Raw genomic sequence first — 20,356 nt, 5'->3', positions numbered from 1 at the left:
AGGCTTCAACGGTATCCGTCAAAGCCTATATATTGTTTTTTGATTATTTCTGCTGTATGATTAGCAACATGACAATACCTTCAGACCCGACGAAGAGTTTGAAAGCCACCACCAAATATTGTTGCTCATTTTAAACATGGGACAAATGTAGAAATTTTTTTAATACAAAAACTAAAAAATAGTAAAAATTAAAAAAACTTAACATAAAAATCTTCTATTTAAGCTGCTTCAGCTCAAGTTGCAATTCTTTGATTTTCTCTTTGTAAGCTGCTTCATCATAATATTTTACATATTCTTCTAATGCTGAAATGTATTCTTCAATGAACTCCTTATTGGTTCTGTCTGCTTCATATTTGATTTTTGCTGAATTGACAGGAGCCAATTTTGAATACTTAAGACTTGCCTGTCCTTCATCAGACTGATTGTAGAGAATCACTATGTTTTTTTCATAGCCCGGAATATATTTTACAGGAAAAGAAACCTCCGTTTGCGGTATTCTGATTGCATTTTCAATCGGATAGATAGAAGCTGTTGTAGTAGAGAAAAATGTTGAAATATATTTTCCGTCCTGTTTCTTTACAATAGCTTCATAATCATGAATATACATGTCATTCAGGGTAGAGTTGGTTTCTACATCAGACGTAATGATTGCAGTGCTTTCCACTCCGTATTTGTTTAAAAACCATGCGTTTAAAAACTGTCCTCCAAATCCGTTTAATATAGCCAGAGGAATAATGGGGATCAAAAACCATGCTTTTTTGGTCAGGTACGAAAGTCCTCCAAAGAGTACCAGTAACAAAATCACAGTATAAAAACCATGATGACTGGTAAAAAAAAGAATTTTTGAAATTAAAACCATGGATTAAATATAACGATAATAATCTTTTATTAAACGCTGGGATCGCAAAAATGTTATTAAATTACTGTTAAAACGGTCGCCAGGGCGTTTCACTTAGTAAAGTTCGCTGTCATTAGCTGAGCGAAGTGCCCTTGCGAACAAAAAAAGAGTTTTATTTTAATTACTTTGCGAACATAGCGCTTAAAACAATTATTTTACCGGTTCAGACAAAGGAATATCAGGCGTTCCACTGTAGAAAACAATTAGAGTTGCGCCTTTATCTCCGGTTTTTCCTCTATGAGCAATGTTAACCATTTCAGGAAGAACCTGGCCTTTTCTTACCCATTGCGTTTTGCCGTCTTCCTTTCTTTCGATCTGGATTTCTCCTTTTTCTACATACGCAACATTAATGACAGGGTGTTTATGCCAGTCCAGAGCTTTGTTGGGGGGTACGGCAATTTTCAGAACCGATATTTCAGACTGTGTTGTGGGATAAGCCGGATACACAGTTCCATCCCAGGACTTTGTAGTTTTTAAAAGCGTTACAGATTCAATTTTATCAGAATATTCTGATTGTGGCTCGTTCGATGAATTATCACAGGAAAAAAGCAGGGAAGAGAGTAGAGCGAAGAAAGCTGTACCCAATAGATTTTTTTTAGTCATAAACTTTTCAATTAATAGATTGATTTGGTTCGGATGATCCGTGATACAAAAATAGCAAGCCTACTTAAATTTCCCTAATGTTTGAATTATTTTTTATTGATCTGATGACAATTCAGCCCTTAAAAAATATTTATCAAAGAAAACATTTGTCATAAGTTTAAAACTTTATTTTTTATATTTTTGCTACCAAATTAGAAAAAAATGAAAAAAGTATTAGCAATCGCATTTATCGGAGGTTTATTATTAGCAAGCTGCAAAAAAAAGCCAGATCATTCTTTACAGGATACTAACACGATGCTTGAAGAACCAGAAGCAACTACCGTTGTAGATTCTACAGCTAAAACTGCTGCTCCTGCTGCTGCAACTCCTGCTACAACTGCTCCTGAAGCTGCTAAAACAGATTCTACAGCGAAGAAATAATGAAAAAAATACTTTTGGTAGGAACACTCGGTCTTCTGATCATTTCCTGTTCTAAAAAAGAAAATACAGCAGAAGTGGCTCCTTCTTCTGAGACAGCAGCTGTTTCAGAACCGGCAGCATCTAATCTTTCAGGTGATCAGATCATGGAAACATTGGATTGCTCAGGATGTCACGCTGTGAATGAGAGAATGATAGGACCTTCTTATAAGGAAATCGCAGGGAAGTACTCTGAAAAGGATACAGAATTGTTGGCTTCCAAAATTATAGAAGGCGGAAGTGGAGTATGGGGAAGTGTGCCTATGGCTGCCCATCCACAGGTATCTAAAGAAGATGCCAAAAAAATGGTGGAATATATTTTAAGTCAGAAGAAATAAAATATGTCCGCTGAAAAATCCAGTCTGCACACAAGAAATCTGCATCGCAATCCCTATGATTTTGATGAGCTTATCTCTTGTGTGCCGGAACTGAAACACTTTGTTTTCGTTAATGCTTATCAGACGGTTACCATTAATTTCAGCATTCCAAAAGCGGTGAAACTGCTCAATAAAGCCTTACTCTTACATTTTTATCATATTAAAGGCTGGGATATTCCCGACACCAATCTTTGTCCTCCAATTCCCGGAAGGGCAGATTATGTACATTATATTGCTGATCTTTTAGCTGAACAGCTGAGTGCAATTCCCACAGGAAATTCTGTAAAAGGATTGGATATTGGAACAGGAGCCAATCTTGTATATCCTTTAATCAGTAACAAAGCTTATGACTGGGAAATGCTGGGAACAGATATCAATCAGGATTCTTTGGTAAATGCTCAAAATATTCTGGATCAAAATGAAGACCTTATCTCTGTTATTCAGTTGAAAAGTCAGCCTGATACTGATCATATCTTTACCAATATCATTAATCCTGATGATAGGTTTACCTTCACCATGTGTAATCCACCTTTTCATGATTCTGAAGAATCTGCAATGAAGGGAAATATCAGAAAAACAAAAAATCTTAATAAATCAAAGAAAACAAAACCTCTTCTTAACTTTAGCGGCCAGCAGTCGGAACTTTGGTGTGAAGGAGGTGAACTGGCTTTTATCACTAAGATGATTAATGAAAGTGCATTATTTTCAACCCAGGTTCTTTGGTTCACGTGTCTGGTTTCCAAAAAAGACAACCTCAATAAGCTCACCAGTCTTTTAAAGAAAGTAAACGCTGTAGAAGTGAAAACTATTGATATGGCTCAGGGACAAAAGGTAAGCAGAATGCTGGCGTGGACGTTTATTCCTCAAAAAGACAGAACAACCTGGTTTATTTAAGGTTCAAGGTTTCTGGTTGCTAGTTTTTTTGTTGCTGTTTTTGTTAGGTTGTCATTATCTTGATTTTCCATCAAAACTCACCATTCGCTTGCGAAGCAAAATTCACTATTGACAGCATCCCGAATCCTGTATCTCAATATCCCGTACCCCGAATCTCAACATCATTCCTCTTCACTTTTTAAAATTTCTGAAAAAAGCCATTGATGGTCATGTCAAAAATGCCTAAATTTGTACGCTTTTAGAAAAATAAGAAATGCAATTATCAGAACAAGAAATCATTAGAAGAGAAAAGCTGAATAAGCTTACTGAAATGGGGATTAATGCGTTCCCTGCGGATGAGTATACCATTACAGATACTACAGAATCTATAAAACAGGACTTTTCTGAAAGTAAACAGGTGAAGATCGCTGGTAGATTGATGTCCCGCAGAATTCAGGGGAAGGCTTCTTTCGCAGAATTGCAGGATTCTAAAGGAAAAATCCAGGTTTACTTCAACAGAGACGAGATCTGTCCGGGTGAAGATAAAGAACTATATAATGAAGTATACAAACACCTTTTGGATATCGGTGATATTATCGGTATCGAAGGAGAATTGTTTACTACGCAGGTAGGAGAAATGACGGTTTTAGTAAAGAACTTTACACTTCTTACAAAGGCTTTGCGTCCTCTTCCTCAGGCTAAAACCGACGAAAACGGTATTGTACATGACGGTTTTACAGATCCTGAATTAAGATACAGACAGCGTTATGTAGATTTAACGGTAAACCCTCAGGTTAAAGAAATTTTCGTAAAAAGAACAAAATTGTTCAATGCCATGAGAACATTCTTCAACGATGCGGGTTATTTTGAAGTAGAAACTCCTATTTTACAGTCAATTCCTGGTGGAGCTGCAGCAAAACCGTTTATCACGCACCACAATGCATTAGATATCCCATTATATTTAAGAATTGCCAACGAATTATACCTGAAAAGATTGATCGTAGGTGGTTTTGACGGAGTATATGAGTTCTCTAAAAACTTCAGAAATGAAGGGATGGACAGAACACATAACCCTGAGTTTACCGCAATGGAGATCTATGTAGCATACAAAGACTACAACTGGATGATGGATTTCACTGAGAAATTATTGGAATTCTGTGCCACTCAGGTGAATGGAAATTCAGAATCTACTTTTGGTGAACATACGATCAACTGGAAAGCTCCTTACCCAAGAGTTTCCATGACAGAAGCGATCCTGAAATATACAGGATTCGATATTACAGGAAAAACTGAGAAGGAATTATACGATTTTGCCAAGTCTATCGGTATTGAAGTAAACGAGACGATGGGGAAAGGAAAATTAATTGATGAGATCTTCGGTGAGAAATGTGAAGGAAACTTTATTCAACCGACATTCATTACAGATTATCCGATCGAAATGTCTCCACTGACAAAGAAACACAGAAGCAAAGAAGGCTTAACAGAACGTTTTGAATTAATGGTATGTGGTAAAGAAATTGCCAATGCGTATTCAGAGCTTAATGATCCTATCGATCAGAGAGAGCGTTTTGAAGCACAGATGACTTTATCTGAAAGAGGAGACGACGAGGCAATGTTCATCGATCAGGACTTCTTAAGAGCATTGGAATATGGAATGCCGCCAACTTCGGGGTTAGGAATCGGTATGGACAGATTAATCATGTTCTTAACGAATAATGCGTCTATCCAGGAAGTATTATTCTTCCCTCAGATGAGACCTGAAAAAGCGGTTCCACAGATTGAATTGGGAGAAGATGAAAAAGTAATCCTTGAAATCCTTAACTCTCAGGAAGAAGCAATGTCTTTAGCTGAAGTAAAAGAAAGAAGCCAGCTATCCGGTAAAAAATGGGATAAAGCCTCCAAAACTCTTACAAAGAACAATATTGTGAAAGTAGAGAAGATTGACGAAAATCTTTTGATGAAATTGGCTTAAGATTTTTCAGAAGATATAAATATAAAAGGTACAGAGCTATTCTGTACCTTTTTCTTTTTTCCATTTCCGAAGCTGTGTTCTGAAGTTTTTAAACGGAGCTATGGTATTAATATGAATCCATTTCCAGACAGGCCACTGAGCAGGAGTTGTGGCCCATTTTCTTTTTCCGGGAATAAATAATGTATCATCATCAAGGCTTTCTATCCATGCAATAATTTCATTCACCTGATTTTGTAATAATGTTCTTTGTTCTTGTAAGCTATAAGATCCGTATTGGTCATAAAATGACTGATATAATCCCTTCAGGTTATTCCATTTATATTCAGGAGTAGGTGTTTTAACATCAATTCCCTTTTTTTCATCAGACTCCCATTGCAAAAGCAGGTGAGTCCAGCCCAGCTGATAAGAAATGTTTTGTGATGGAGTTTTATCAACTCCGGATTGCAGAAGGTCTTTTTCGTCTTCTTTAATATCATCAAATTCCTGATCGTAAAGCTGGAATCTTTTCTTCAGCTCTTCAATAAGTTCTGTTTTATCCTTGTAATTTGGCATATCTATTATTTTCTCAGTTTACTGAACGATGCCATCAGATAAAATAAAAAAGGAAGAATAAATAATGAACCCAGCATTAAAGCCCATCCCAATGCGGCAATGGTTTTTTCAGGAGCCATATGTTCCAGTAATGAAAGATGCTGTCCGTTTCCTAACAAAATAATATTCGGATTATGCTGATACGTTGCAGCTACTAAAATCATGACCATCTGAAATCCTGCCAACGCACGTACCGGAAGCAGTTTTTGTCGGTTCAACGCTCTTAGAATAAGCAATAATGCAATGGTAGCAAAAGCGATTGCCATAATTCCCAAAGGTTTTGAAAAGACCCACATCAAAAGAGGAATATCTGAAATATAAGCTGTTAAAAACACTAATATTCCGGTAATGACAACAAAGATCATCGTTTGCTTGGACTTTCTTATCATCAGCAAAAGATCTGCTTTATCACGGGTCTCTCTTAATGAAAAGATAGAAGCAAGATAAGCGCACAATGCTACAGTGAATAGCCCCACAGAAACTCCAAACCAGTTCAGCCAGCTAAAAATATATAAATCCACAAAACTTACCGCGTCAGGATTGATAGAATGGGAAACAGTTGCAGCAGCTATTAATCCTAAAAAGAAAGGTGTTAAAAGACTCGCGTAATAGAAAATCTGGGTGTATAAAACCTGCCAGTTGTCTTTCACAGCATCATAGTGTCTGAAAGTAAATGCCGTTCCCCTTGCAATAATTCCTACCAGCATCAATACCAAAGGAATATGAAGATAGGTAGACATGGTGGTATAGATTTCGGGAAACCCTACAAAGAGAATCACAATTGCGATGATCAGCCACATATGATTGGCTTCCCATACAGGAGCAATAGATTCATACATGATTTCCTGAGTCTTATGTCTGGCTTTTTTATTACTGAAAAGCTCTACAATACCAGCTCCGAAATCGGCCCCTCCCAGAATAATATAAAGACAGATGGAAAGCCAGAGAAAACCTATAACAACGTAGATCATGATTTTTTGTTTTTATCGTTAAGCTGAGGGTCGGTAGGATCGTAAAGTTTCGGTACCATTTGAATCTGTCTTCTTAAAAGGAAGATAAGAATCATTGATAATGATATGAAAATTGCAGTAAAGAAGTAGAAGGAATACTGTATTCCAGGCATTGGGGTAACAGCATCTACTGTTCTCATAATTCCGTAAATAATCCACGGCTGTCTTCCCACTTCCGTCACAGTCCATCCTGCTTCCAGGGCAATATATCCAAAAGGAGTTGCAATTAAAAAGGTCTTTAACAGCCAGTTTTTATTCAGCCATTCCTTTCTGAAGAAAAAAGAATATAAATAAATAACTCCAATAATTATCATCACCACTCCGAAAAAGATCATGATCTGAAAAGCATAATGAACAACCGCAATCGGAGGCCATTCATCTCTCGGGAAATCCTTAAGACCTTTTACTTCAGCATTAAAATCATTACTCACCAGAAAACTTAAAACTTTTGGGATTTTCACCGCATATTTCACTTCTTCTTTGTCTTCATCAGGAATTCCCCCAACAATAAATGAAGCTCCTTTTTCAGTTTCAAAATGAGCTTCCATAGCAGCCAGTTTTATCGGTTGTCTTTCTGCTACCGATTTTGCCGCAACATCACCGCTTAAAGGCGCTCCGAATGCTCCGATAAGAGCAAAACCTACCGCAATTCTAAACGCTTTGGTATGAAATTCAATATTTCTTTTTCGCATGATCATAAAGGCATGTACTCCGGCTACCGCAAATCCTGTGGCACAAAATGCAGCAACAGTCATGTGAAGAGCCTGTGGAAACCATGCATCGTTGAACATTGCTTTAATAGGATCTATATTAAGATACTGTCCATTAATATAATCAAAACCCGTTGGAGAATTCATCCATGAATTAGCCGCTACTACAAGAATTCCCGAAGCAAGCCCGCTTACTCCTACAAGAAATCCGCAGAACCAGTGAAACCATTTGTTGAATCTTTCCCAACCATATAAAAAGAACCCGATGGCAATAGCCTCAATGAAAAAGGCTGTTCCCTCCAGTGAAAAAGGCATTCCGAAAATAGGACCTGCATGTTTCATAAAACCGGGCCATAAAAGTCCCAGCTCAAAAGAAAGCATTGTTCCAGAAACAGCTCCGGTAGCAAAAAGGATGGCTACACCTTTGCTCCATGCTTTTGTAAGTCCTTTGTATACTTCATTATTGGTTTTAAGGTATTTCCAATGGGCAAAAGCCATCAGAAAAGGCATCACCATACCCACACAGGAGAATATGATATGAAAGCCCAGAGAAAGTGCCATCTGGGCACGGGCAGCAATAAAATCATCCATAATATCAACTTTTCAGTAAATAAATTTACGCATAAATTATTGATGTTGAGTATGATTTAAAACAGTTGATATTTCAGGAATACAGATTAATTTTGATTCTTTTATGGATTACAATTCCTTATGTTTTCAATAAGAAAACTCTACATTTTTTTGACACTTTTTAACTTTCATACCTCGAAAAAAATCACGATATTTGTAAGTCTTTGCATAGAGCAAGATTTTTAATATTTAATATGAGTCAAAAACAATATACAGCTAGTAGTATTCAGGCATTGGAAGGAATGGAGCACGTTCGTATGCGTCCTTCAATGTACATTGGTGATGTAGGAACAAGAGGTCTTCACCATTTGGTTTATGAAGTAGTAGATAACTCTATTGACGAGGCATTGGCAGGATACTGCGATACGATCTTCGTTAGCATCAAGGAAGGAAACGGAATTGAAGTAAGTGATAACGGTAGAGGTATTCCGGTTGATTTCCACGAAAAAGAGCAGAAATCAGCCCTTGAAGTTGTAATGACAAAAATTGGAGCCGGAGGTAAGTTTGATAAAGATTCTTACAAAGTTTCAGGAGGTCTTCACGGAGTTGGGGTATCGTGTGTGAATGCACTTTCCAATGAAATGGTAACTACTGTTTACAGGGACGGGAATATTTATCAGCAGATTTATTCTAAAGGAAAAGCACAGACTCAGGTTGAAGAGATCGGACATAGTGAGAAAAGAGGTACAAAGCAGTTTTTTCAGCCGGATGATACTATTTTTACTGAACTGATTTACAACTATGATACATTAGCCAGCCGTTTAAGAGAACTTTCTTACCTTAATAAAGGAATTACAATTACGCTTACTGATGAAAGAGAAAAATTGGAAGACGGTTCTTTCCGCTCAGAAATTTTTCATTCTGAAGGAGGGTTGAAAGAATTTGTTGCTTATATCGATGGTAACCGTGAATCTATTATGGAGCACGTGATTTTCATGGAAGGTGAAAGAGACGATATTCCTGTTGAAGTGGCGATGCGTTATAACACGTCATTCAACGAAAATCTTCACTCTTACGTTAATAATATTAATACCCATGAAGGTGGTACTCACCTTGCAGGTTTCAGAAGAGCTTTAACAAGAACTTTAAAGAAGTATGCAGACGAATTGGGACTTCCGGCAAAAGAAAAAGTAGAAATTACCGGTGATGACTTCCGTGAAGGATTAACAGCTGTAATTTCTGTAAAAGTAATGGAACCTCAGTTTGAAGGACAGACCAAAACAAAATTAGGAAACTCTGAAGTTTCTGGTGCTGTTGATAAAATTGTAGGGGAAATGCTTACTAACTTCCTGGAAGAGAATCCTAATGAAGCTAAGGTAATCGTTCAAAAAGTTGTTTTAGCTGCTAAGGCAAGACAGGCTGCGAAAAAAGCGCGTGAAATGGTTCAGAGAAAATCTCCAATGGGAGGTTCTGGTCTTCCCGGGAAACTTTCTGACTGTTCATCCAAAGACCCGGCTGAATCTGAACTATTCCTTGTAGAGGGAGATTCCGCAGGTGGAACGGCTAAACAGGGAAGAGACAGACACTTCCAGGCTATTCTTCCGTTAAGAGGTAAAATTTTGAATGTAGAGAAATCTATGCTTCATAAAGTATATGACAACGAGGAAATCAGAAATATCTATACTGCCCTTGGAGTATCTGTAGGTACTGAAGAAGACAGCAAAGCTTTGAATATGGCGAAGCTTAGATATCATAAAATTGTGATTATGACCGATGCTGATATCGATGGTTCTCACATCTCTACTCTTATTCTTACTTTCTTCTTCAGATATATGAAAGAACTTATTGAGAACGGATATATCTATATTGCTCAACCGCCTTTATACCTATTAAAGAGAGGTAACAAAAAAGTATATGCGTACAATGAAAAAGAACGTGAAGAGTTTACTTTAGAAATGTCTCCGGACGGAAAAGGAGTAGAAGTACAACGTTACAAAGGTCTTGGGGAAATGAACCCTGAACAGCTTTGGGAAACAACCCTGAATCCTGAACACAGAATTCTGAAACAGGTAACCATTGATAATGCAGTGGAAGCAGACAGTGTTTTCTCAATGTTGATGGGAGATGAAGTTCCGCCAAGAAGAGAGTTTATCGAGAAAAATGCGAAATATGCAAAAATTGATGCATAAACCTTTTTAAAAATATAATAAAAAAAGCTTCTAATTATTTAGAAGCTTTTTTTATATTTGGATAAACCAAAAAAACAATAATATGTTAACTCTTTTACAAACAGACCCTTACAATGGGGCAGATGCAGTGTCTGGAGCAGCCGCTGCAGGATTAGGGATCGGAACAATGTTCTTCGGCTTACTGTGCTATATCTTTTATGGATACTGCATGTACAAAATCTTTCAGAAAGCAGGAAGACAAGATGCCTGGGCCGCTTTTATCCCGATTTATAATTCAATAGTATTGCTGGAGATCGTGAAAAAGCCAATATGGTGGATTATTCTGTTCTTTATTCCGTTGGTAAACATCTATGCATGCTGGGTTGTATATGACAGACTAGCCAAAGGTTTTGCCAAAGAAACTCCTCTGTACACCATTCTGATTCTTCTTTTTGGGTTTATCTTTATTCCGGTATTGGGGCTTGGCAGTGATCAGTATGATAGTAAACTGGTTCCAAATGATTAAAAAAAAGTAAATGAAAAACTTAAAGACTTCAGAAATGAGGTCTTTTTTTATGGATTGTAGAATTAATTGTACTTCTGCTTATTATTAATTCTACAGCTTTTGAATTATACGAATCATAATTTATTTTAAATTTGAAACGCAGACAATATGAAGTTTTATCCCTTCATGCACAGAATAAATATCTGGAATGAGTATAAATATTCTGTTTTAACTTTTCAGAATCTTAATAATGAAAAGTTGATAATGTGTTCATATCCTTATAGGTACATCAAAAAAGTACCTTTTAAGTATTAGGTTTAAGGCTTCACAATGTTGAAGCCTTTTATATTTTTTTTAACAGTTATTAAGATTTTCTTATTTTTGCTTGATTTTAATAACTATGATGAAAATATTAGTTCTTGGGGCTTTATCTGTTGCCTCATTACATTTTGCACAAAGCTATCCTGCTTCTGCAATTCCTGAGAATTCCAAAAAATAATAACATTCCATGAAAATTAATACTAAAATTACTGTAGCAGTGAGTTGTCTTGTGTTTAATGTATTTTTTACACAACATAAATTCCTCTCTCCACCTGTCTTTGATGAAGCTGATCTTAAGAAAGCTAACTCACTGATAGAAAAAGATGCTCCTGCTGAGATTCTCTACAATAGTGTTCGATATAATATCATGAATGATAATTCTTTGGAGAAAGAATGGTATTCAAAAATTAAAATCTATGATAAAAAGCGTTCCGAAGATTGGCTTAATATAAGTATCCCTCTTCTTACCGATGAATCTCTGAGTAAGTTTGAAGTCAGAATATATAATTTATCCGATAATAAAGTCGAAAAAATCTTAATTGATAAAAAAGAGCAATTAAAAGAGAATTTTACAAAAGGAATAAATATTTATAAGCTTGCCTTACCTAATATTTCAGACGGATCTGTGATAGAATACAGCTATAAAGTGACAAGTAAGAATATATCCAATCCTGTATATTTTCTGGAGTATAATATTCCCGTTGTTTATCAGGAATATAATTTGGAATACCCAGACGAGCCTATTACTTATTCTTTCAATAGTACAGGAAACGTTATCAAACCAAAATATCATGTCTCCACTACTGAGGATCGTTTAGGAGCTTTATATAATGTTTTCAGATTCGGATATTCGGATATGAAATCTATTCAGAAGGAAAAATATGTAAAAGATTTGGATAGATTCAGGGGGAAAATTAAACCTGAACTTAAAAGATTTTCAACCAAGTATTTTACCTATAGTGAGTTTAAAGATTGGAACAGTCTTGCAGAAAAGCTTTATAACTTTGATGATTTTGGAAGTTTTTTAAGAGGTAATGTGAAAGATGTTCTTCCTGAGAATATTAAGACATATTATGATCCTTTAGGAAGAGCAGATAGAATTTTCAATTTTGTCAAAGAAAATTATAAGTGGAACGAGAAGACGGGAATAATGGCCTCCCAAAGCTTAAGACAACTTATAAAAACAAAATCTGGAAATAGTGCAGATATTAATCTTCTTTTGATCATGCTTTTAAGAGATGCCGGAATTGAAGCTAATCCTCTTTTGATTTCTACAGTTGATAATGGTATTTTAAATATTATTTCGCCTAATGTTAATAATTTGAATTTTGTATTAACATCAGTTAAAATTAATAATCAGATTTATTTTTATGATGCGACTTCCTTTAATTCTAAGGTGAATATTTTACCGGAGAGGGATTGGAATGATTTCGGAATTTTGCTGGAAGGAAAAAAAGGAACCTCTCTTTCATTCTCCAATACTAATATAAGTAAAAAAGAGATGACTATTAAAGCCGGCATAGACCTGGAAAACTCTTTAGTGAAAGGAATATTCACACAAAAGGATAGCGGGATGTATGCAATAAACTCTTATGATGAATTTGATATAAGTAAGGATAAATATAAACAAGCGTTTCCGCTGCAATATAATATAGATGGTAAAAATGTGGAACCAAAGCTCTTGGCCAATGGTGATTTTGAGACTCAGATGACATTTTCCGATACGAATCTGATGGATATAATTGGAGACAAAATAGTAATCAACCCAATCATGTTTTTAAATGCTGAAAAGGAATTGTTTGATCAGTCCCATGAAAGAAAACATCAAATTGATTTTATTTCAGCTTTTAATAAAGAAAAAAGAATAGAATTGGAAATTCCTGAAAATTATAAAGTTTTGAGTCTTCCAAAAGATAAAAAGATTGCTACAGATGATCAGGAAATATCTTTTTTATACAAGGTTGAAACACTTGGTAATAAAATAATAATTACTTCAAAAATAGGTGTTGCTAGCCAAAATTATCCTAAAGAATATTACCCGTTTTTTAAACAAATCTGGAAAACGATCTCTGAAACGGAAAATCAGGTGATTAGTTTAATAAAAAAATAAAACAAAAATTTATTATTTAAAATTAACAGTAATGATGAAATTTTTAATTTTAGGGGCTTTGTCCACCGCCTCATTATATTTTGCACAAAGCTATCCTGCTTCTGTAATTCCTGAAAATTTAAAGAAAAATGCGAATGTTGTTATACGAAAAGATTTTACAACAGCTCAGATCAATAAAATTGATCAAATAAAATATCAGTATAATAAGGTTACCACAGTTTTAAACAAAGATGGTAATGATCAGGCCACAGCCTATATTCCTTATGATAAGCAGAGACGTATTTCAAGTGTAAAAGTTACCATTTACGATGAAGTCGGAAAAAAGATTAAAAGTGTTTCAAAATCTGATTTTCAGGATATAGCAAACAACCCTCAAGGGATTTTTTATTCTGATAACAGAGTCCTGGTGTATTCTTATACACCGGCTCAGTATCCTTATACCGTTGACTTCTCTTATGAAACGGACGATGAAAATACCGTTTTCATTCCTGATTTTGTACCCTTTACTTCTATCAAAACATCCCTGGAAGAAGCGCAGTTTAAAATCATCAATACTTCAGGAATTGAACTGCGTACCAAAATCTATCCGTCAAAATACAACTATGCTTCTGTTGTAGAAAGTGGCAGTGCAAATGATAAAACGTATTCATACAAAAACGTACCTGCTATAGATGATGCTTTTATGATTCCACAACCCGTTAAAATACTACCTGCAGTAAACTTTGCTCTGGCAAAATTCAGTCTGGCAGGAAAGCAGGGAACTTTGAATAACTGGACAGATTTCGGAACCTGGATTTATAATGATCTTCTGATACCTGTTTCAGCGTCTACTCCAGCTATCAAGGCAGAAGTGGCATCTTTGCAACTGCAGGGATCTGTGGAAGATAAGGTGAAGAAAATTTATCAGTACATGCAGAACAAAAGCCGTTATATTGCTGTTGCTTTAGGAATAGGCGGCTGGCAGCCTATGATGCCGGATGAGGTTCAGAAAAAAGGATACGGAGACTGCAAGGGACTTACCAATTATATGAAAGTTCTTCTGAATGAAGCAGGAATTCCTTCCAATTATTGTATTATTACTTCTGGCCGTTCACAGGTTTCTTTTGATCCTGAATTCCCTTCTATGGGTGGAAACCACGTTATCCTGATGGTACCGACTGAAAAAGGAAATATCTGGCTTGAAAATACTTCTCAGCAAATGGCTTTTAACCATTTAAGTTACAGTACAACTGATAGAAATGTACTGGCGGTGACCCCAAAAGGAATTGAACTTATCAATACACCTGTATATAAAGCAGAACAAAATAAGGAAAAACAGGTGTTGAAAATTAACCTTAACGAGGATAACAGTATTGCCGGAACAGGAAACTTTTACTACACAGGGAATCAATATGATTATAACTTAAGGTTCGTAAATCTAAATCCAAAAGAGAAAAATGACGCGGTAAAAGCAAATTTTGACATTTTAAACTTTGAAAAAGTGGAAATGAAAAACTTTACTAATGACAGAGATAATGCTGTTATTACGTATGACCTTGATTTTAAAACCAATAATTTCTCTAAAAAAGCAGGAAACAGCCTTTTATTCAGATCTGTACCCATTTTTTCTGATGTTGTTTATAAGACGGATGAGAACCGTGAACTTCCTTTTGAAGTCAATATGTCCTTTGAAGATGAATATGAAATTGCCTTTGTGCTTCCTTTGGGCTATAAAATTGATGAAACTCCGGATAACTCAAACATCACTTCTGAATTTGGATCATATAAGCTAAGCTTTGTTAAAAATGATAATCAGATAAAAGTGACAAGAAAAATGCAGATTAATAAAGGTCTGTACCCAAAAGAAAAATATAATGATTACATCAGTTTCAGAAAGAAAATTCTGAATATGGATAATTCAAAAATTTTAATAACAAAAATATAACCATGAAAAAACTAATAGTATTGGTCCTTTGCTCTGCCAATGCAATAATGATGAATGCTCAGAAGAAATACGAATTTCTGAACCCTCCGAAATTCAACGATGCAGATTTATCCAAAACTAAATCTTTATTGGATGAAAATGCTCCTGCTGAAATTTTGTATAAATCTGCTTACTTTATGATAGATGCGAACACAGGGAATCTGCACAAAAAATATTATTTCAGGGTTAAGATTTATGATAAAGACAAAGCTGAAGACTGGTTGAATCTTGAAATTCCTATTTATAATGTTGGGACCAACAGAGAATCACTGGGTAAATTCAAGGCTTTTACCTACAATCTTGAAAACGGAATAACGGTTCCCGTGAAAGTAGAAAAAAGTTCACAATATAAAAGTAAGGAGAATAAATATGTTACTCTGACAAAATTTGCTTTTCCGAGTGTGAAAAATGGGTCTATCTTAGAATATCAGTATGAAATTATATCTCCGTTCCGTTTTATGATTCCAGAGGTATTGATAGAATCTGATACCCCTTCCCTGAACACAGAATATGTTCTTGATACTCCTATCAATATGTCTTATAATGTAAACTATACTGGAGGACTTTCACCTAAACACAGGGAAATGGAGGAAAGAAATCTGTATGGTACACAATATAAAACCTTCAGATTTGCTTTTGAGAACTTGAAAGGCTTTAAAACTGAAAAATTTGTAAGAAATGACAGGAATTTCAGAACGAAAATCAGTGCAGAGTTGAACTCCACTAACTTCGGTGAGCTTAAACTGTATTCATCATCTTGGGATCAGATTGGGAAAAGACTTTACGAAAGCGAAGACTTTGGAGGCGAACTGAAAAGAACAAAACTGGCAAAAGAAAACATGCCGGCAGGAGTTTCAGAAATGAAAACCGATCTTGAAAAAGCGAATGCTATTTTCTCATACGTTCAGAAAACATTTACATGGAACAAAGACAAAGGGATTTATACTGAGGATGGTATCAAAAAGCTACTGGAAACCAAAGTAGGGAATGCAGCGGAAATCAATCTTTTCCTAGTAATGATGCTTCGTGAAGCCGGGCTTAAGGCTGATCCGTTGGTAATTTCTACCGTGGAAAACGGATTGATTAATCTGGTATCTCCCAATATTTCCAACATGAATTTTGTATTGGCTTCTATCAATATTGATAATCAATTGCATATCTATGACGCCACATCAAAACAATCTTCTCTGGATGAAATACCTCTTAAAAGCTGGAATCAATATGGGATTTTGGTCACTAAGGGAAAGACTCTGCAGATTCAAATGACCAATATAAAATCAAGCAACACTTTCCTTACAGTCAATGGCAAGATCAATGATGACGGAAGTATTTCCGGAACCTATTCTGACAGAGATACAGGTGCTTATGCAATGTATGTGAAAGACAGCTATGATGACAATGCTGAAAAATATAAAAAGCAGTATAAGGAAAACTTTTCTATGGACTTTACAGATATCAATTCAAAAGTTTTAGAAAACGGTGATTTTGAAAGCAGCATGAAATTCTCCTCAATGAACCTTATTGATAGAGTAGGAAAGAAAATGATCATCAATCCAATGTTATTTTTAAATAAAAGCTCAAACGAATTTGATCAGACGGAAGTAAGACAGTATCCTATCGATTTTGGATCACCGATCACCAAAGTGAAAAAAATCGTTCTTGAAATCCCTGAAGGATATGTCATTGAAGAAATGCCTAAAGAAAAAAGAATCGTTACTGAAGATAAAGAAATAGCATATACCTATTCTGTAGAACAAAAAGGAAATAAACTGGAAGTGACTACCACCACAAAAGTGAGCAGTTCAGATTATCCAAAAGAATATTATCCTGCTTTTAAACAAATCTGGGGAGTAGCATCTAAGTTTGAAAATCAGGTTATAAGCCTTGTTAAAAAGTAATATTTAAGAGAAATTAAGCAAGATTTATAAAAAAAATAAAGTTTTTTCAAAAACCATTCATCTTTTGAATGGTTTTTGTATTTGATACCAAAAATCAGAATTATGAAAAATACGATTGCTGTTGTAGCATTATCTTCTTTCTTAGCAGTGACTGCCTGTAAAAAAAATGAAAAGGCAGAGCCAGTAGAAAAAATCGAAAATAAAACCACTGAAGGATTTGTCGTAGACTCTGTGAAAGTGAATGATTCTACAAAGATCACAGATTCTTTAAAAGTGAGCTACACTTCAAAACTGCTGGTTTTTCCTTCATTAAAAGATAAAAAGTTATTAGACAGCATCTATTTCCAGAATGAAAAAATCAAAGACTTTTCCAAAGCAGGTCTTCAGGCTTACCTTGATAGAGAAAAGAATGATTATTTCAGTTCTATAAAAAATGATAATAAAGATTGGGTTTCAGATGTTACCTATGCTCAGAATTGGTATTCGAGTTCACATATGAATTTGATGTCCAATACAAATGATTATATGCATATCCAGTATGTAGGAAGCGGGTATGAAGGGGGAGCTCATGATAATTATGGCTTTTCAGAAAGAGTTTTTGATCTTAAAAACAGTAAAAAATTAGAATTGAAAGATATTACTTCAATGCCTAAAAATAAAATTGAAGCAATTCTGATGAAAAATATCGATAAAATCAACAGTGGAACGATGGATAGTGACGGAGAAGTAAAAAACTCAGAAATGCTGTTAGTTGAGAAAATTCCTGCATCCGATAACTTTTATTTTGATGATAAAAACCTGTATTTCCATTACAGTCCTTACGAAATTGCCGCTTTTGCAGCAGGAGATATCACAATTCCTGTTTCCTGGGAAGACCTGAAAGGCACACTAAATGCAGAATTTAAAGAAAGAATGAAAATTAAGTAAATTAATGCTTCCAGATCAGGAAGCATTTTTTAATTTTGCGTCAATGGAAAAAGTAGCTTTTATTATCAACCCTTTTTCGGCCAAAAAAAACTATCAGCCGTTTTTGAACGAACTTAAAACAAAGGTTAACAACCCGTTGTATTATGTATCAGAATCTATTCCCGGAACCGATGAGTTTATCCAGTCTCATTTTGAAGAAGTGGATGTTTTTGTGGCCATAGGAGGGGATGGTACCATTTCTACCGTAGCCAAAAATCTGATTAATACAGAAAAAATTCTGGCTATTTTCCCGGCAGGTTCAGGAAACGGATTTTCCAATGAAACTCAGTTCAGTAAAAATCTGGATGAACTTCTAGAAAAAATAAAAGTCAAAAACTCCAGAAAGATTGATACTTTTACGGTAAACGACAGGCTTTCTATCAATGTTTCAGGAACAGGATTTGACGGGAAAGTTGTCAAGGAATTTGAAAAAACAAGCCGTGGATTCAAAAACTATATCAAAGTTTCCTTAAAAACTTTCTTCAACTATAAACCTATTAAGGTGAAGTTTTTGGAAGAAGAGTATCAGCAGTACAATGGAAGGTATCTGATGATGAATATTGCCAATACCCGCCAGTTTGGCAACAACGCTTATATTGCTCCGAAAGCCAGCAAAAGTGATGGCCTGGTAGATATGGTTTTGGTGAAAAAGTTTCCTTTAACCTATTCTGCATTGTTTGCTTTCAGAATGTTTACAAAAAGACTGAAAGACGATGACTATGTCACCTATCTTCCAGTCTCTGAAATATCATTTAAAGTCAATACCAAAAACTGGCATCTGGACGGTGAATTCAATAAAATCAAATCGCCGATTCATGTTAAAGTACAGCCAGCGAGTTTGAGTATTTTGGTTTAAGGGTACGGGTTTCGAGTTTACGAGTTGCTGGTTGTTTGGTTACGAGTTAATTTTGTTTTGAGGGTTCGGGTTGCGAGTTCCGTGTTACACACAACATTAAACTTTGAACTTTGAACCTTGAATTCCCCCTAATCCCTGCAACCTACGATTTGCCACCTGTTTACACTTCCAGCTTTTTCTCAACTTCGGCCGGATGATCCAGGCAGTATTGAAGTTGTTTTTTATCAAGCTGTTTTTCCCAGTTGGCAACCACTACTGTAGCTACAGAATTCCCGATTACATTCGTCAATGCTCTGCATTCACTCATAAATTTATCTATCCCAAGGATTAATGTCATTCCGGCAATTGGAATTTCAGGAACTACTGCCAGGGTTGCTGCGAGTGTTACAAATCCGGCGCCGGTAACTCCAGCTGCTCCTTTTGAACTTAACATGGCTACCAGCAGAAGCATTAGCTGTTTTTCAATAGGAAGATGGATGTTTAATGCCTGTGCAATAAACAGAGAGGCCAGTGTCATGTAAATATTGGTTCCGTCAAGATTGAAGGAATATCCTGTAGGCACTACAAGACCTACAATAGCCCTGGAGCAACCAGCTTTTTCAAGTTTTTCCATGATTCCTGGAAGGGCAGATTCTGAAGAGCTGGTTCCCAAAACAAGAAGAAGTTCTTCTTTAAGGTAAAAAAGAAGCTTAAAAATGTTAAATCCGTTATACCATGCCACGGCTCCTAATACCAAAACTACAAATAGTATAGATGTAATATAGAAGGTACCTACCAGAAATATAAGGTTCAGTACAGAATGAAGCCCGTATTTTCCGATAGTAAATGCCATTGCTCCAAAAGCTCCTATAGGCGCCAGTTTCATAAGCATATGAACGATTTTAAATACCGGAGTTGACAGATCCTGTAAGAAATCAGTTACTTTCTGGCTTTTTTCTTTTGTTAAAACCAAAGCAACTCCCATTAAAATAGCCACCAAAAGAACCTGAAGAATATTATCACCCACCAAAGGACTGAATAAAGTCTCCGGAATAATATTCATAATGAACCCCGTAAGCGTTGATTCATGAGCTTTTGCCTGGTATTGTGAGACATCACCTGAAAGAGTAGCAGGATCAATATTTAAACCATGACCCGGCTGTAAGATATTTCCTACTATTAATCCGATGATAAGTGCAAGCGTTGAAAATGTGAAAAAATAGATCATTGCTTTTATGGCAATCCGGCCTACTTTTTTCAAATCGGTCATGTGGGCAATTCCCAGCGTAAGGGTAATGAAGATGACCGGGGCGATGATCATTTTTACTAATTTGATAAATCCATCTCCCAGAGGTTTCATTTTTTCTCCCAGTTCAGGATAAAATTTTCCAAGAAGAATACCGGCAACGATGGCAATAATCACCTGGAAATAAAGCTGATTGTATATTTTTTTTGCTTTCAAAGAACAGTCGTTTTGTTTTTTTAAGGGCGAAAATTAAGAAAATTTATCTGAAAACATGACAAAAGTCA

General features: G+C 35.6%; 17 protein-coding genes. 11 read left to right on the top strand and 6 right to left on the bottom strand.

The annotated features are described in order from the left end of the window. Positions 1 to 214: 214 nt before the first annotated feature. Positions 215 to 859: a hypothetical protein gene (locus LC457_RS13385; RefSeq protein WP_223600321.1), complete on the bottom strand. Its 645-nt coding sequence runs from the start codon at positions 857 to 859 to the stop codon at positions 215 to 217. Positions 860 to 1,048: 189 nt separating this feature from the next. Further along, the gene (locus LC457_RS13380) at positions 1,049 to 1,501 is read right to left on the bottom strand and encodes a cupin domain-containing protein (RefSeq protein ID WP_223600320.1); all 453 of its coding nucleotides are present in this window, start codon (positions 1,499 to 1,501) and stop codon (positions 1,049 to 1,051) included. 201 nt (positions 1,502 to 1,702) lie between these two features. Here LC457_RS13380 and LC457_RS13375 point away from each other — a divergent pair, with 201 nt between their 5' ends. The 4 genes from LC457_RS13375 (at position 1,703) to lysS (ending at position 5,179) form a co-directional block, all read left to right on the top strand. Continuing rightward, the gene (locus LC457_RS13375) at positions 1,703 to 1,921 is read left to right on the top strand and encodes a hypothetical protein (protein WP_047423548.1); all 219 of its coding nucleotides are present in this window, start codon (positions 1,703 to 1,705) and stop codon (positions 1,919 to 1,921) included. Then, positions 1,921 to 2,295, top strand: a complete 375-nt coding sequence (locus tag LC457_RS13370; RefSeq protein ID WP_223600319.1) for a c-type cytochrome — start codon at positions 1,921 to 1,923, stop codon at positions 2,293 to 2,295. The genes LC457_RS13375 and LC457_RS13370 overlap by 1 nt, the downstream gene beginning before the upstream one ends. A gap of 3 nt (positions 2,296 to 2,298) precedes the next feature. Further along, positions 2,299 to 3,228 (top strand): 23S rRNA (adenine(1618)-N(6))-methyltransferase RlmF, encoded by a 930-nt coding sequence (rlmF, locus tag LC457_RS13365; protein ID WP_223600318.1) that lies wholly within the window; start codon positions 2,299 to 2,301, stop codon positions 3,226 to 3,228. A 253-nt stretch (positions 3,229 to 3,481) separates the two neighbouring features. Next, on the top strand, positions 3,482 to 5,179 hold the full coding sequence (lysS, locus tag LC457_RS13360; protein WP_223600317.1) for a lysine--tRNA ligase: 1,698 nt from the start codon (positions 3,482 to 3,484) through the stop codon (positions 5,177 to 5,179). A 36-nt stretch (positions 5,180 to 5,215) separates the two neighbouring features. Here the strand turns inward: lysS and LC457_RS13355 are convergent, their stop codons facing one another. The 3 genes from LC457_RS13355 to LC457_RS13345 are packed head-to-tail and all read right to left on the bottom strand — an operon-like array spanning position 5,216 to position 8,081. After that, entirely contained in the window at positions 5,216 to 5,731 is a 516-nt protein-coding gene (locus LC457_RS13355) for a ClbS/DfsB family four-helix bundle protein (RefSeq protein WP_223600316.1), read from the bottom strand. A 5-nt stretch (positions 5,732 to 5,736) separates the two neighbouring features. Then, positions 5,737 to 6,741: a cytochrome d ubiquinol oxidase subunit II gene (locus LC457_RS13350; protein WP_223600315.1), complete on the bottom strand. Its 1,005-nt coding sequence runs from the start codon at positions 6,739 to 6,741 to the stop codon at positions 5,737 to 5,739. Further along, entirely contained in the window at positions 6,738 to 8,081 is a 1,344-nt protein-coding gene (locus LC457_RS13345; protein WP_223600314.1) for a cytochrome ubiquinol oxidase subunit I, read from the bottom strand. Before LC457_RS13345 ends, LC457_RS13350 begins: the two co-directional genes overlap by 4 nt. Before the next feature lie 233 nt (positions 8,082 to 8,314). Between LC457_RS13345 and gyrB the strand changes: the two genes are divergently transcribed. The 7 genes from gyrB (at position 8,315) to LC457_RS13310 (ending at position 18,847) form a co-directional block, all read left to right on the top strand. Then, entirely contained in the window at positions 8,315 to 10,249 is a 1,935-nt protein-coding gene (gyrB, locus tag LC457_RS13340; protein ID WP_213278630.1) for a DNA topoisomerase (ATP-hydrolyzing) subunit B, read from the top strand. Positions 10,250 to 10,331: 82 nt separating this feature from the next. After that, positions 10,332 to 10,754, top strand: coding sequence for a DUF5684 domain-containing protein (locus LC457_RS13335; RefSeq protein ID WP_223600313.1), 423 nt, complete (start codon positions 10,332 to 10,334; stop codon positions 10,752 to 10,754). Between the two features lie 487 nt (positions 10,755 to 11,241). Next, positions 11,242 to 13,164, top strand: coding sequence for a DUF3857 domain-containing protein (locus LC457_RS13330; protein WP_223600312.1), 1,923 nt, complete (start codon positions 11,242 to 11,244; stop codon positions 13,162 to 13,164). 31 nt (positions 13,165 to 13,195) lie between these two features. Further along, positions 13,196 to 15,088: a DUF3857 domain-containing protein gene (locus LC457_RS13325; RefSeq protein WP_223600311.1), complete on the top strand. Its 1,893-nt coding sequence runs from the start codon at positions 13,196 to 13,198 to the stop codon at positions 15,086 to 15,088. A gap of 2 nt (positions 15,089 to 15,090) precedes the next feature. Next, positions 15,091 to 17,025: a transglutaminase-like domain-containing protein gene (locus LC457_RS13320; RefSeq protein ID WP_223600310.1), complete on the top strand. Its 1,935-nt coding sequence runs from the start codon at positions 15,091 to 15,093 to the stop codon at positions 17,023 to 17,025. Between the two features lie 102 nt (positions 17,026 to 17,127). Next, complete coding sequence (locus tag LC457_RS13315) at positions 17,128 to 17,952, top strand: RsiV family protein (RefSeq protein WP_223600309.1); 825 nt, start codon at positions 17,128 to 17,130, stop codon at positions 17,950 to 17,952. A gap of 43 nt (positions 17,953 to 17,995) precedes the next feature. After that, complete coding sequence (locus LC457_RS13310) at positions 17,996 to 18,847, top strand: diacylglycerol kinase family protein (RefSeq protein WP_223600308.1); 852 nt, start codon at positions 17,996 to 17,998, stop codon at positions 18,845 to 18,847. Positions 18,848 to 19,007: 160 nt separating this feature from the next. Here LC457_RS13310 and LC457_RS13305 read toward each other — a convergent pair whose 3' ends face one another. After that, positions 19,008 to 20,288 carry a dicarboxylate/amino acid:cation symporter gene (locus tag LC457_RS13305; protein ID WP_223600307.1) on the bottom strand — a complete coding sequence of 427 codons (1,281 nt, stop codon included), beginning with the start codon at positions 20,286 to 20,288 and terminating at the stop codon, positions 19,008 to 19,010. Between the last annotated feature and the right edge of the window lie 68 nt (positions 20,289 to 20,356).

It is taken from the genome of Chryseobacterium sp. GVT01B (genome assembly GCF_019970045.1).
GTDB lineage: Bacteria > Bacteroidota > Bacteroidia > Flavobacteriales > Weeksellaceae > Chryseobacterium.
This window is presented reverse-complemented; position numbering and strand designations above follow the sequence as displayed.

Excerpts from the sequence above, each read along its gene's own strand:
- LC457_RS13385 (WP_223600321.1), bottom strand. The coding sequence starts at position 859 with ATGGTTTTAATTTCAAAAATTCTTTTTTTTACCAGTCATCATGGTTTT.
- LC457_RS13380 (WP_223600320.1), bottom strand. The coding sequence starts at position 1,501 with ATGACTAAAAAAAATCTATTGGGTACAGCTTTCTTCGCTCTACTCTCT.
- LC457_RS13375 (WP_047423548.1), top strand. The coding sequence starts at position 1,703 with ATGAAAAAAGTATTAGCAATCGCATTTATCGGAGGTTTATTATTAGCA.
- LC457_RS13370 (WP_223600319.1), top strand. The coding sequence starts at position 1,921 with ATGAAAAAAATACTTTTGGTAGGAACACTCGGTCTTCTGATCATTTCC.
- rlmF (WP_223600318.1), top strand. The coding sequence starts at position 2,299 with ATGTCCGCTGAAAAATCCAGTCTGCACACAAGAAATCTGCATCGCAAT.
- lysS (WP_223600317.1), top strand. The coding sequence starts at position 3,482 with ATGCAATTATCAGAACAAGAAATCATTAGAAGAGAAAAGCTGAATAAG.
- LC457_RS13355 (WP_223600316.1), bottom strand. The coding sequence starts at position 5,731 with ATGCCAAATTACAAGGATAAAACAGAACTTATTGAAGAGCTGAAGAAA.
- LC457_RS13350 (WP_223600315.1), bottom strand. The coding sequence starts at position 6,741 with ATGATCTACGTTGTTATAGGTTTTCTCTGGCTTTCCATCTGTCTTTAT.
- LC457_RS13345 (WP_223600314.1), bottom strand. The coding sequence starts at position 8,081 with ATGGATGATTTTATTGCTGCCCGTGCCCAGATGGCACTTTCTCTGGGC.
- gyrB (WP_213278630.1), top strand. The coding sequence starts at position 8,315 with ATGAGTCAAAAACAATATACAGCTAGTAGTATTCAGGCATTGGAAGGA.
- LC457_RS13335 (WP_223600313.1), top strand. The coding sequence starts at position 10,332 with ATGTTAACTCTTTTACAAACAGACCCTTACAATGGGGCAGATGCAGTG.
- LC457_RS13330 (WP_223600312.1), top strand. The coding sequence starts at position 11,242 with ATGAAAATTAATACTAAAATTACTGTAGCAGTGAGTTGTCTTGTGTTT.
- LC457_RS13325 (WP_223600311.1), top strand. The coding sequence starts at position 13,196 with ATGATGAAATTTTTAATTTTAGGGGCTTTGTCCACCGCCTCATTATAT.
- LC457_RS13320 (WP_223600310.1), top strand. The coding sequence starts at position 15,091 with ATGAAAAAACTAATAGTATTGGTCCTTTGCTCTGCCAATGCAATAATG.
- LC457_RS13315 (WP_223600309.1), top strand. The coding sequence starts at position 17,128 with ATGAAAAATACGATTGCTGTTGTAGCATTATCTTCTTTCTTAGCAGTG.
- LC457_RS13310 (WP_223600308.1), top strand. The coding sequence starts at position 17,996 with ATGGAAAAAGTAGCTTTTATTATCAACCCTTTTTCGGCCAAAAAAAAC.